Origin of the sequence: Candidatus Nitrosopumilus sp. SW (genome assembly GCF_006740685.1) — an archaeon.
Classification (GTDB): Archaea; Thermoproteota; Nitrososphaeria; order Nitrososphaerales; family Nitrosopumilaceae; genus Nitrosopumilus.
This window is the reverse complement of the sequence record NZ_CP035425.1, coordinates 1149590-1162723: the sequence shown is the minus strand read 5'-3', so window position 1 is coordinate 1162723 and position 13134 is coordinate 1149590. Positions and strand designations below refer to the sequence as shown.

The 13134-nt window shown below is 35.3% G+C and carries 13 protein-coding genes; 4 read left to right on the top strand and 9 right to left on the bottom strand.

Going from position 1 to position 13134, the window contains the following annotated elements:
- Nucleotides 1-56 precede the first annotated feature (56 nt).
- The 5 genes from radA to Nisw_RS07015 all read right to left on the bottom strand — a co-directional run bounded on the left by radA (nt 57) and on the right by Nisw_RS07015 (nt 5031).
- Complete coding sequence (radA, locus tag Nisw_RS07035; protein WP_141977719.1) at nt 57-1241, bottom strand: DNA repair and recombination protein RadA; 1185 nt, start codon at nt 1239-1241, stop codon at nt 57-59.
- Between the two features lie 83 nt (nt 1242-1324).
- Nucleotides 1325-1507, bottom strand: a complete 183-nt coding sequence (locus Nisw_RS07030; protein WP_012215770.1) for a 30S ribosomal protein S30e — start codon at nt 1505-1507, stop codon at nt 1325-1327.
- 40 nt (nt 1508-1547) lie between these two features.
- Nucleotides 1548-3272, bottom strand: a complete 1725-nt coding sequence (locus tag Nisw_RS07025; protein WP_141977717.1) for a radical SAM protein — start codon at nt 3270-3272, stop codon at nt 1548-1550.
- Nucleotides 3273-3323: 51 nt separating this feature from the next.
- Nucleotides 3324-4136 (bottom strand): dihydroorotate dehydrogenase electron transfer subunit, encoded by an 813-nt coding sequence (locus tag Nisw_RS07020; RefSeq protein ID WP_141977715.1) that lies wholly within the window; start codon nt 4134-4136, stop codon nt 3324-3326.
- A complete protein-coding gene (locus Nisw_RS07015; protein ID WP_141977713.1) occupies nt 4120-5031 on the bottom strand; it encodes a dihydroorotate dehydrogenase in 912 nt (303 codons plus the stop codon). The genes Nisw_RS07020 and Nisw_RS07015 overlap by 17 nt, the downstream gene beginning before the upstream one ends.
- Nucleotides 5032-5116: 85 nt before the next feature.
- Between Nisw_RS07015 and Nisw_RS07010 the strand changes: the two genes are divergently transcribed.
- Entirely contained in the window at nt 5117-6571 is a 1455-nt protein-coding gene (locus tag Nisw_RS07010; RefSeq protein WP_141977712.1) for an NOP5/NOP56 family protein, read from the top strand.
- Nucleotides 6516-7232, top strand: coding sequence for a fibrillarin-like rRNA/tRNA 2'-O-methyltransferase (locus tag Nisw_RS07005; protein WP_255430745.1), 717 nt, complete (start codon nt 6516-6518; stop codon nt 7230-7232). Before Nisw_RS07010 ends, Nisw_RS07005 begins: the two co-directional genes overlap by 56 nt.
- Here Nisw_RS07005 and rnhB read toward each other — a convergent pair.
- Nucleotides 7229-7846, bottom strand: a complete 618-nt coding sequence (rnhB, locus tag Nisw_RS07000) for a ribonuclease HII (RefSeq protein ID WP_141977710.1) — start codon at nt 7844-7846, stop codon at nt 7229-7231. The genes Nisw_RS07005 and rnhB overlap by 4 nt on opposite strands.
- A 60-nt stretch (nt 7847-7906) precedes the next feature.
- On the opposite strand from rnhB, the gene Nisw_RS06995 reads away from it, so the two are divergent.
- Nucleotides 7907-9055, top strand: a complete 1149-nt coding sequence (locus tag Nisw_RS06995) for a tRNA (guanine-N1)-methyltransferase (protein WP_141977708.1) — start codon at nt 7907-7909, stop codon at nt 9053-9055.
- Here Nisw_RS06995 and Nisw_RS06990 read toward each other — a convergent pair.
- From Nisw_RS06990 to Nisw_RS06980, 3 genes are read right to left on the bottom strand one after another with little or no spacing between them, the layout of a single operon-like run.
- Complete coding sequence (locus Nisw_RS06990; protein WP_141977706.1) at nt 9045-9638, bottom strand: RlmE family RNA methyltransferase; 594 nt, start codon at nt 9636-9638, stop codon at nt 9045-9047. The genes Nisw_RS06995 and Nisw_RS06990 overlap by 11 nt on opposite strands.
- The gene (locus Nisw_RS06985) at nt 9635-10426 is read right to left on the bottom strand and encodes a transcriptional regulator (RefSeq protein ID WP_141977704.1); all 792 of its coding nucleotides are present in this window, start codon (nt 10424-10426) and stop codon (nt 9635-9637) included. The genes Nisw_RS06990 and Nisw_RS06985 overlap by 4 nt, the downstream gene beginning before the upstream one ends.
- Before the next feature lie 51 nt (nt 10427-10477).
- A complete protein-coding gene (locus Nisw_RS06980; RefSeq protein WP_141977702.1) occupies nt 10478-10933 on the bottom strand; it encodes a hypothetical protein in 456 nt (151 codons plus the stop codon).
- A 102-nt stretch (nt 10934-11035) separates the two neighbouring features.
- Here Nisw_RS06980 and Nisw_RS06975 point away from each other — a divergent pair, with 102 nt between their 5' ends.
- Nucleotides 11036-13129, top strand: a complete 2094-nt coding sequence (locus Nisw_RS06975) for an AAA family ATPase (RefSeq protein ID WP_141977700.1) — start codon at nt 11036-11038, stop codon at nt 13127-13129.
- The last annotated feature ends 5 nt before the right edge of the window (nt 13130-13134 follow it).

The window sequence follows — 13134 nt, the reverse complement described above, 5'->3', positions numbered from 1 at the left end:
AAATGATATTATAATTTAAGCAATATTGAAAAAATGAAAAGAGAAAAAGAGTAAGATTACTCTTCTACAGGTTCTGAATTATCTACTTCAGCATCTACTGGAGGTGCTTCCACAGGTTCTACCTCAGATGCAGTTTCAACTTTTGATGTTTCAGAAGTTGCCTCGACCTCAGAAGTTTCTGTAGGTTCTTCAGGAGATTCTACTGTTGCTTCCACCTCAGGCTCTTTTGTCTTTTTTGTGGTTGCTTTTTTGGTAGTCTTTTTGGTCTTTTTCTCAGCATCTTCAGGGTCGATGACACCTGCTTCGCCTAGAGCAAAGATTACTTCTTCCTCAGGGTGATGAGGACTGTCTACCATTCTGGCAATTCTTTTCTTGCCAGATTTCTTAAAGTAGATTCTGTAGGTACTAGTATGTGCAACTACATTACCACCAATTGGTCTAGTTGGGTCTCCAAAGAAGACATCAGGAGATGCCATGACTTGGTTTGTTGCAATTGCAGCACAGTTGTAAGTTTCTGCAATTCTAGATAACAGATGAACAAAGTGATTTAGTTTTTGTTGTCTGTTAGATAGAGTTCCTCTTCCCAAATATTCAGAACGGAACAATCCAACTGCAGAGTCTGCAACAATTAGTTTGATATTGTTTTCTTCAATAATTGGTCCAGCTTCTTCTAGAATCAATGTTTGATGTGCACTGTTGTATGCACGAGCAACAATGATACGGTCTAGAACTTTTTCTGGATCCATCTCATGAGCTTGAGCGATTGATACAATTCTTTCAGGTCTGAAAGTGTTTTCAGTATCAATGTACAAAACACTGCCTTCAAGGCCACCTTCTTCTTTTGGTTTTTGAACCATTACTGACATTGTATGAGCAAATTGTGTTTTACCACAACCAAATTCCCCATAAACTTCTGTCAAGGCTTGTGTCTCAATACCACCATCAAACAGTGTGTCAAGACAGTTTGTGCCAGTTGTAATTTTACCAATACTTTGACGGTGTTTGTAAATTTCAGTTGCACTTGTAAAGTGTTTGGCAATTAATCCACCATCAACTAGATGTTGACGTGCTTTATTGACAATTTTTTCAGCAGTGTCCTTTTCCATTCCAGTTATTTCTGCAATTTCTACAGGACCTCTGACGATGAGGTCCATGACGTTGTGGACACCTGCATCGGATAATTTTCTAGTTGTTACAGGACCTACGCCCTCTAAACTATCTAATCTTAAATCTTCTACCATACCGTATGGTACGGTACCAGTACTTTATAAGGATATTGTTTTAGAAAATGATCGCAGAGTGATAAAATTTCAGAGAAAGTTGACTATCGTCTCTTTCTTCTTTGTCCAGGTTTGTTCTGACCTGGGAATCTACCTAAGACAAATCTCTTTTTGAAATTACTTTTATTCCTAAGACTAGAGTTGGTACCTACAATTTTACGACCTTCTACCTTTGGAGTTTGTCCTCTTACTTTTCCTGCTTTGGTAAGCGAACCGTGAGTTGCCATAATCTACATCACAAATTAACGAATTTATGTATTTGGAATTTTATCGGTATTTTGCCTTTACAGTCTCAATGACATGTTCGTGTTCACGGCCCTTCTTGCGTGCATATCTCTCCATAGCACCCAATGGGACACCACCAAGAGAACGTGCAATTGCATTGAAAAAGTATCTCTGAGGACCTTTAGAACCAGTTCGAGTCATGAATTTTTGAATACCATATTTGAAGTTGTGTTGCCATGTCTTGTAAAGAACACCTAGTTGTGCAGGAGTCATTTCATTTCCAATGTTAAAGAAATCAGATTTTTCCAACAATCCAATTGGAACAAATGTCAAAGCTGTTGTTGTGAACATTGATTCAGGTTGTTCACGTTCTAATTCACTGATTAAACGGATTGTTTCCCATGAATCTTCTGGTTGTTCATCATTATCAAGACCCATAATCAAAGTAAATGCTGGGATCCAGTAATCTTGGTTCAAGGTCTTTACACCCTCTTTTACAACCCAATGCCATTCATCAGGGGAATATGGTGCAAGTTTTCTATCAGCATATTTTCCAATTAGTCTCAAACTTCCAGTCTCAAATCCAGCTTGAACACCAATCATGTTATCAGGTCCTGCTTTCATAATTTTAGAAAGATTTGGAATTAATTTCTCATCAGCAATTGCACCGGCCAATGTACCATGGGTTGGATTTGTATGTTCAACTCCAGTAGACATGATTGCAGTGAATAATTCTTCTAGTGCTTCTCTATTTGGTTCCATTCCTTTTGCAGTTCTAGGATCCATGCCATAAACGAAAATATCATCACTGTGAACCCATGCAGATTTGGAACCGCCTTTCTTTATGTTAACTTCAATTTCTTTTTTGACTTTTTCTGGAGAATAATATCGCAATGATCTTAAGGTTACATCACAAAACTTACATCCTCTTCCACAACCTCTCATGACTTCAATCATACCATGCATACTTGGTTCTACAATGTCTGGAATTTCTTCGAGGTCAGGCCTATCCCAGAAATTGACAAATCTTCCATGAATCTTTTTGCCATTTCTCTCAAATTCTTTTATGTTTACTTTGAAATCACTTCTCTTTCTAAAAGGATCCATGTTTTCAAAATCGCCGTTAATCAAATAGTTAAAGAATCGTCCTGCATGTCCATCAATTTCTGGGGCAATGCCACCAAGCTCACCTTCTAATATTGCATAAATTCCAAATTCTTCAATTTTTTCTGGATCATAGTTGTATTGCCATGTTCCAGATGCACCAGAGATAACTTTGGCTTTACTACCGGTTTTAGCTTTTGCAGCTTTAATTCTATGGTGTAGTTCAGTATTGTAATATTCATCGTATGATGTTTGTTTTCTACCATAAGTAAAGGTCATAGTTACTGGTCCCATTCCAAGTGGGTCCATCTCATATGTTCCAACAACTAGTGTTTCAGGTCCAATGAATTTTTCAATATGGTCTGGATGTGCAACAACAACATCTTGTCTGCTAAATCCATCTCTCAATAAACCGGCTTCAAGTTTTCTCAAACCATATGGAGCATAGTTTGCAACACCATTTGTATGTGGAATATAATTACAGATAAAATCAAACAGAATCTTTGGAGTTACTTGTTTTCCAAGAATCTTGTACCAAAAGCTCTTTGGGTCTCTATGAGGATCAATAGCAGGAGCACATCCAAAAAATGTCGCAAGAGACAGTCCTCTATACGGAGACATTAATGTACGATCAGCAGTTAAAACGATCTTTGGAGTTCCCATTCTCTTCACGAAATTAATTTTGTGATTTATTTTAAACCTTGCTGGTCAAATCTAATAATTTTCTAAAATTCCAGCCTTGTTTCTGTGAAATTTACCAAATTCCTTGTTTTGGGAGAGATGTTGACCATCAAAGACGGTTCCATCCTTACATACAAGATCCTCACCCACACAACAACTACCACAGATTCCAACGCCGCACTTCATCATTCGCTCAAGACTGGCCTGAACAAAGGTTCCTCTTGAATGAGCAGATTGGACAGTTTTATACATCATTATTTCAGGTCCACAAACATAGACCCCATCAAATTTAGTTTGTTCTACATGTCTTTCTACTAAATCAGTAACAAAGCCTTTTTCGCCATAACTTCCATCGTCAGTAGATACGATTACTTTGTGAGCATTGTTTGCCAAAAGTTTGTTTGCCAAATCCTCAAAAAATACTTCATCTTTAGATTTTGCACCAATTAGAACAGTAACATCATCTGTAGGTTTTACATGTGTGAGAAGTCGCATCATTGGAACAAGACCAGTTCCACCACCAACTAGCAAGAGTTTTCCTTCTTTAAGATCAAAAGAATTCCCATAAGGTCCACGGATTCCAATTTGCTCTCCCACTTTTACATTAAACAAACCAGTAGAAGATGGACCATGTTTTCGAACAGTAAATGCTGCTTTTCCAGATTCATCTGAAATCATAACACTCATTGGCAATTCATTAATTCCTGGAATCCAAACCATTGCAAATTGTCCCGGAAGAACATTTGACATTACTTCATCAGAAAAAACCAAAGTTCTAACAGTTGGAGTTTCATCAATTACTTTTTCAACTGTGACAATTGTTGTATGGTTATGATTTCTTTGCAAGTCCAACCATCTCCTCAATTTTTGAATAATTTTTTTTCTTCATGTATTGTGATATTCCAGTATTGATTTCATTAAACACATCTATCCAATTGTCACCAATTGCACTACCAAGTTGTACAGCTGAAGCTCCTGCCAAGAAAAATTCGACAGCATCTTCCCAATCAGAGATACCACCACAACCAATAATTGGAATATCATATTTAGAAGAAATTTCATAGACGCATCTTAATGCAATTGGTTTGATTGGAGTTCCAGATAAACCTCCAAATTTGTTGCTGAGAATAGGACGTTGTGTTTGAACATCTATTGCCATTGATCTAACTGTATTAATTGCAGTGATTGCATCAATTCCAGATTCAATAGCAGTGCCTACAGTGTTAAGATAATGAGTAGTTCCCAAACCAACTTTGGCAATAACAGGTACATTTGTTGAATTTTTAACAGTTCTAACAATTTTTTTTACTAGTTCTGGATCATCACCTACTTCCAATCCAACTTTTGCAACATGAGGACAGGACAGATTCAGCTCATATGCTGTGACTTTGCAATTTTCAAATTGTTTTATCATCTTTTCAAAATCTTCAGGAATTGAACCTACAAGACTTACAATAATTGGTACATCTTTGTTAGGTTCAATCATTTTTGCAAAATATTCTGCGCCTGGGTTTGATAGTCCTACAGCGTTAATCCAACCGCCACCTTTCACACTAAAGATGGTAGGATTTGGATATCCTTCCCAAGGTTCTGTGCTAAGAGATTTTGTAACAACAGCTCCTGCTCCTGAGCGATAAAGACGATTAAAAACATCCAGTGAAATCCCTAAAATTCCAGAGGCCAGCATGACAGGTCTGTCTAATGAGATTGGACCTATGGAAGTTGCAAGATTGGGCTCCACTTTGATTAATGAAGGTAGTTTCGAATATAACAGTTGATTTGTGATTCTAGTACCTTTTTTAAAGGTGATTTAGATTGAACTAGACATGTATTCTGTAATTTTAACAGAATTGGGAATCTCAGTTTTTGATGATGAAAAACTAGAAAAAGCATTTTCATTTTCAAATCCTGTTAAAGAATACTTGTTAGTAAAAAACAAGGAATCAAAACTAAATGAGCTTATCAATTATCTAATTTCAATTCAAAGAGGTGTTTCAGTAAGTGATGAGTCATTACTTGCAATTTTGAAAAAAAATAACATAGATTCTCAAATAATGGAGGATTCAGAATTAGAAAGAATTCAAGCATCAAAACCACAAATCATTGTTGATTCAGGTTTTGCATCAAATCCTCAAGACGCATTAGGAAAATTAAGAGATTTTGCATTAGGATTATCATCTTCAAAAGTTACCGAAGTTTCAGAAAGTCCAGATCTTCACATTATTCAAGCAATTAATTCGCTAGATGAGATTGATAAAATTGCAAATGCACTGAGTTCAAGATTAAGAGAATGGTATGGATTGCATTTTCCAGAATTAGACAATGTTATTGATAGCATTAACGGATATGCTCAAATTGTTATGGCTGGAAAACGAGAGTCATTGACAAAACAAGTTTTTGAAGACGCAGGATTTCCAGAATCAAAAGTTGAGATGTTATCATTGATTTCTACAAAAAGTAGAGGGGGAGATATCTCCGATGTGAATCTTGCAATTGTCCAATCAATTGCAAAACAAATTCTAGATTTTCATGATTTACGTAAAAAACTTGAAGAGCATGTTGAATCTGAAATGGAAACAATTGCACCAAATCTTTCTGCAATACTTGGAACTGCAGTAGGTGCTAGAATTTTAGGAAGAGCAGGTAGTCTTAAGAGATTAGCTTCACTTCCAGCAAGTACAATTCAAGTTCTTGGTGCAGAAAAAGCATTGTTTAGATCATTGAAAACAGGTTCTCAACCACCAAAACACGGATTACTATTCCAACATGCAATGGTCCATGCTGCACCTAGATGGCAAAGAGGAAAGATTGCACGTGCAATTGCTGCAAAAGCAGTAATTGCTGCCAGAGTCGATGTCTACGGCGAGGGACTAAACAACACATTACTTGAAAAGCTCAATGTCAGAGTAGACGAAATTGGTAAGAAATACGAAAATCCAACTGAAAAAGACATCAGAAGACCAGAATCATTTAGACGAGATGGAGGTAATTTTAGAGACAGAGGCGGACGTAGAGATGACAGAGGCGGACGTAGAGATGACAGAGGCGGACGTAGAGATGACAGAGGCGGACGTAGAGATGACAGAGGCGGACGTAGAGATGACAGAGGCGGACGTAGAGATGACAGAGGCGGACGTAGAGATGACAGAGGCGGACGTAGAGATGACAGAGGCGGACGTAGAGATGACAGAGGCGGACGTAGAGATGACAGAGGCGGACGTAGAGATGACAGACCAAGTTCAAATAAAAATAAAAAGAGAAAACAGTTTGGAAGAAGATAATCCATCATTTTTCTGGATAAAATCTGAAGGCCAGCAAAAATTAGCTACTGAAAATTTAGTTCCAGGGAATCAAGTGTATAAAGAAAAACTAATCATCAAAAAGGGAATAGAATACAGATTATGGGATCCGTTTAGAAGTAAATTAGCAGCTGCAATAATGAATGAGTTAGAATATTTTCCTTTTGAAAATAAAACTAAAGTGTTGTATCTAGGGGCATCAACTGGAACAACTGTAAGTCACATTTCAGACATTGTGGGTCCTAGTGGAATTGTGTTTGCCGTAGAGCATGCGAGTAGAGTTGCAAGGGATTTTTTAGACAGGGTTGCAGCATATAGAAAAAACATTATGCCAATCCTACAAGATGCACGAAGACCAAAAGAGTATTTTTCAGTATTTGGAAAAGTGGATGTGGTCTATGTAGATATTGCACAACCTGATCAAACAGAAATTGCAATAGACAACTGTGAAATGTTTCTAAAAAAAGGAGGATATTTCTTTTTAGTAATTAAGACACGTAGTATTGATGTAACAAAATCGCCGAAGAAGATTGTAGAGGAAGAAACACAAAAGCTGCAATCAAGATTCGAGGTATTACAATCAATTGATTTGCACCCATATGACAAGGATCATGCAATAGTTATTGCAAAGTTTAGAGGTTAGTCATTCAATATTTTCTGTACCGGTTTCCAGCTTTTTCGCACAAATGTAGGCAGTGAATGGTGGGATTTGTAGTATTTAGTCACAAATTTCACAGTTTTTGAATCAGATGGATACCCACTACCCAAATCATGGTTTTTTCTTAATTTCTCAATGGCTCTATCACGTGTAACCTTGGCAATGATTGAGGCTGCAGATACAACAACAAATCTACTGTCTGCATGATGATAGGATTTGATTTTATGATTGTTAGATAATTTCGATATCTCTTTTCCAAATCGTTTAGGGTTCACGTCACATGAATCAACATATGATGTGTCAGGATCTAATTTTGAGACAACTTTTGCCATGTATTTTGCTTCTAGTTCATTCAAGCCATGATTCTTTACACTTGCATCAATAGATCTTGGAGGAATTTTTGCAACATGATAATCATCAACTAATTCAAGGATTTTTTTGTAAAGTAATTCTCGGTTTTTTGGAGAAAGTTTCTTTGAATCTTTAACTCCCAATGAAGAGAGTTTTCTAATTTTTCTTTTATCAATAGAGATTCCAGAGATAACTAGTGGACCAAGCATGGAACCACGTCCAGCATCATCTATTCCACAAATTTGCACGAATTTTGTCTTAAAGCACAAGTATTAAACCGTTATAGAGTTTGAAAAAGTAGAAAGATATTGGAAATACCAAATGAATCTCTTCAAGAAATTATCGAAGGGAAAACAAAATTGTTAGTTCCAAAAGGATCAATTACAGAAAAAGTTCCACCAAAAGAACCAGCATTTTTTAATCCAAAAGCAAAACTAAACAGAGATTTTTCAATTATTGCATATGCAGCATTTTTAGAAAATTTTCAAGGTCCAAAAATTTTCTTGGAGGGATTATCAGGTATTGGTGCTAGAGGGTTACGAGTTGCAAATGAATTAGAAATCGATAATTTAGTCATTAATGATCTGAATCCAACTGCATTAAAGATGGCAGAATATTCAGCTAAACTTAACGAAATCAAAAATGTAGAGTTTGTAGAAAAAGAAGTGTGTAGATTTTTTAGCAATTATTCAAAAAAAGGAGAACGAGGTTCAATTGTAGATATTGATCCATTTGGTTCTCCAGCAGCATTTTTTGATTGTGGAATTAGGGCAACCATGCATGGAGGGATGTTATCTACTGCAGCCACAGATTTACAGGTACTAAATGGGCTTTTTCAAAGTGCATGTAAGAGAAAATATGGTGGAATTCCAACCAGGGCAGAATATGGGAATGAGATGGCAATTAGATTGGTGTTAGGATGTCTTAGAATGGTTGCAGCAAGATTAGGAGTTGAAGTTGAACCAATGTTTGTTGAAAGTGACATGCATTACTATAGAACATACGTGATAGTTAGAAACAGACCTGATCAAGAAGAAAATATTGGATACATTTTACACTGTAAAAATTGTGGACATCGAGAAGTTTCATTAGAGCAAAAACAAGAGTGTCAATTGTGTAAATCAAAAATTAGTATCGCAGGCCCATTATGGATTGGAAAAATTTTTGATAAAGAATTTATTAAAAATATGTTAAGTCAGATTCTAAATTTACAAGTTGACAAAGTTTGTGAAAAAATACTAAACAAATGTCTTCTAGAATCAGAAATGCCTGCAACATATTATACACTAGATGAGATTGCAAAAAAAATGAAATCATCCCCACCAAAACTAGAAGAAGTCATAGAGAAATTACAAAAAAACAATTTTGTTGCTAGTGTGACATCATTTAATCCAACAGGATTTCGAACTGATGCAAAAATCAACGAGGTAATAGAAGTTTTTGAATCTATCCAATAAATCCCAAGCACACATAGTATAACTCACTACTTTGTTTTCTGCTTGCCTTAGGTTTTGTTAGATTGATTCTGGCAAATTTTTTCTTGATATAATCTCTAAATTCCATAGAATATTCACCATCAAAGACTTTGAAGACAGCATTGCCTTTGTGTGCCAATACTTTATCCATGATTTTAGTACAATCATAATTAAGAGAAATCTGTTTTGCGTGATCAACTGACCAATTTCCACTAACTTTTGGGGAAAGATCACAGATTACAGCATTAACCTTACGCTCAAAGTAAGACATTACTTCATCAACCACATTTTCATCTTCAATGTCTCCTCTTAGAATATGAGCACCAGGTATTTCTTCCACATAAGACAGATCAATACCCATAACTTTACCTTGATTTCCTGCCAGTTTTACAGCCATTTGGGTCCATCCACCAGGTGCACAACCAAGATCAAGAACATAAAAACCAGGACCAATAATACGATAAGATTGGTTTAGTTCTTTGAGTTTGTATGCAGCTCTACTTCGAAAACCTTGTTCATGAGCTAATTTTCGATAGTGATCTTTGCGTGCATCTAATAATTTCATTTGGCCTTCGCAGGTTTTTTCATTTCAGCAATTACCCAATCTTCAATGAACTGACAATTTCTAGGACTTATTTCACCTTCAAGTGAACACTTCTGTTCAACAGGACAAACTAAACACGGTGAATTTTCAATAGATTGTGTGCTGATAGGGGTTTTCTTTAAAATTAATTTGTAAGTCCAACGATTCTTTTCAAGAATTTTCTCTCGTGTAATGAAACCAATTCTTTCAAGCTTTAATGCTAAACGAGAACCATCACGACTTGTGAGTTTAAGTTTTTTCCATAATTCACTTTGAAACATTCCTTCGGATTCACGTTCAGCTAAAATATCACAAACTTTGTTGGTTAACCTTTCCATATCGACTTTTTCAATTTGGAAATTTTCAATTTCTTCATCAGATAGTTCTTCTTCTAATTCTTCTTCAAGTGTTTTTTCAGCCTCTTTTTTTGCCTCCTCAAGTTCTTTTTTAGTTAATTTTTTTTCCTTGGCAGGTTTTGCTTCTGCTTTCTTTGTTGTTTTCTTTGCCGGTTTTGCTTCTGCTTTCTTTGTTGTTTTCTTTGCCGGTTTTGCTTCTGCTTTCTTTGTTGTTTTCTTTGCCGGTTTTGCTTCTGCTTTCTTTGTTGTTTTCTTTGCCGGTTTTGCTTCTGCTTTCTTTGTTGTTTTCTTTGCTGGTTTTGCTTTAGTCTTTTTAGGAGAGGAATCTAATACTTCTTTTTTCTTTTTTAATGCATCAAGTTCGGCCTTGATTTTTTGTGCTTCATCTGCTAATTCATCTTTTTTCTTTGCCATCAAATCACCTTATTTTTTAAATTTATTTTCATATTTTTCATAAAGCCATTCCTATTTAACAGTAAATTCTTCACTAATTGAGATATTTGTTAGATCTTTGGAAACCATTTCTGCTACAATTTCATATGAACCAGGGATATCAACTAGTTTAGAGAATTTTTCTCCTATTGGAATTAGTTCGTTTCGTTCACCAAAGCACTGCTCAAAAAATCCACCTTGGGTTATTACATCTTTTCCAGAATAAATTGTCACATACAAGTCTCCACAATCAAAATGTGAATCAGAGACTTTGACAGATATCTCTACAGGTTCAGAAATAGAATATGATTTTGAGAGTCCAATTATCTCAATCTCAGGGCTATGTGAATTTCCTGAAAAAGACATTGAAGGGATCATGTTGAGTTTGCGGTCAGGTTCTTGAAGAATATCACCCATAACGGCAGAACCAAAAGCAATTGAGAAAATTACTGGTAAGATAAATACGACAAAAATTCTCTTTGATGCCATTTGGTTTAAAATCATGGTTTCCCCTATATCTATTTAGCAAAACTATTGACTTCAGATCAATTTGACGAATGAGTTAAATCGTAGCCGACTAAATATCGCTAGATGCGACTTAGAAAATTCAGAGTTAGAGCATATCGTTGCATTCATGATTCTGGAGAGATTACAGTAGGGGATTTAGCAGCATTTGTTGGAAGAAATGAAAGCGGTAAAACAACCATTCTTCAAGCACTAACTCTTTTGAATAGGGACGAAGAGGTTTCAGAATTAGATCTTTGTGATGAAATGAGTGAAGAGCTCAAAGATGAAATTAGATTGGCAGAAGGAGAATTTGAATTAAATCAGCATGAGATTAAAATGTTAAAAGAAAAATTCCCCAGTCTTCCAGAAATGAAAAAAATCAGATTATTTAGATCAAACAGAAATCCCAAAGTCCAGTATGAGTTTGACGATATTGAGCTTGGAGAGGAAGAAAATAAAGGACTGAATTCATGGGAAAACTTCTCAAAGCAGATTATCGAGTTTTTAGATACAATTCCAAATCATCTAAGAATTCAAATTGACACATCATTCTTTGAAGGAGAGGTTCCAAATAATCAAGAATCATTTGATAGAGGAATGGCAGAGTTTAGTAACCAATTTCACGTCATTGCAATTCAAGAGCCCAAAGTAATTGAAGAGTGGGAAAAAATCTACGAGAGCCCAGAAAATCAATTTTCAAATTTACTTAGTGGGAAAAGCGAAAAAACAGCCCTACAAAATTTCATAGAATCAGAACTTCATCCAAGATTTGTTTATTTTTCAGATTATAAAAAAATCTATGGGAACATAAATCTCAACGAATATCTCAGAGAGGAGAAAGGAGAAAGAGCAGATTCTATTGAATATGTAGAAGAATTTGACAAGGCTGAGACAGTTAGGAATCTCTTCTACCTAGCAGAACTTGACATGAATGAATTAGAAGAAGTTAAAGAAAGCCCATCAAAATGTATCAAACTACTAAATGCAGCAAGTAATCGATTAACTAGAAAATTAAATCCAGCATGGAAAGGGGATCCAATTCATGTAGACTTGAGATACAATCCAGGAAACATTATGAGTGTTGTAATTTCAGATGTGCACAAAGATGGAACAGTAACTAATACAGGATTGTTAAATAGAAGAGCAGAGGGTTTCAAATGGACATTTTCTTTTATTGTAAACTTTGCAGCAGAAACACAAAGAGCTGAATTAAAAGAAGCAATTTTACTTTTAGATGAGCCAGCAAGAAATCTTCATCCAACTCAACAGATGGGAATTTCAGATTTGTTAAAAAACTTGGCAGGCTCAAACCAAGTTTTGTATGCAACACATTCGCCTTTTATGATCTTTGATTACACTCCAGGCAATTTGCTTGTTGTGGAATTGGATAAACGAAAGCATCTTAGTAGAATATTTTATGATTATTGGAATGCAGATGATAAAACACTAACGCCAATTTTGTATGGATTATCAAGAGGTCAAGTAGAATCCATTGTAGATAGAGAGATAGGAACAAACTCTAGACCAGTAATCATCGTAGAAACAATGTCTGATTCAATGTATCTAAATGCATTTGACAAATTCTTACAAGATCCAAATATCTCAATGAATCCACTTAATGTCATTGCAGCATATAACAAAAATTCAGTTTTGCCTTTAGCAATTTTTTACAGAAATCATGGATACAGGACTTTTATTCTATTAGATAACACTGAAGAATCCAAACAAATTTCTGCACAACTAGTTTCAAATGAATTTTCACCAGTTCAAACAATTTTCTTTGAATTAGAAGGTAAAAAACTAGAATCAATTGAAGATTATATTGTTCTTGAAGATTACCTACATCCGGTAAATCAAACTTATGAAATCAAATTGAGACAAGAGGGATTCTCAAATCTTACGCCTGAAGATGTACTAGCAAAAGAAGGTAAAGGTAATTTAGAAAAATTAAGAAAAATATGGCAAGAACATAGTGATGATGATTGGGGTAAATTCAACAACGAGGATATTACCAGATACATTTGTGAAAAAATTGCATTAGAGGAGACTAGTTTTCTATCAGATAAAACAAAAGACCAATTCAGATCATTATACAGGTTAATTGCAGAACGAATCAGACAATATCAAAATGTCAATACAAAATCAGATTTAGACAAATTTCAAAAGGCCAAAGCTTAAGAAGT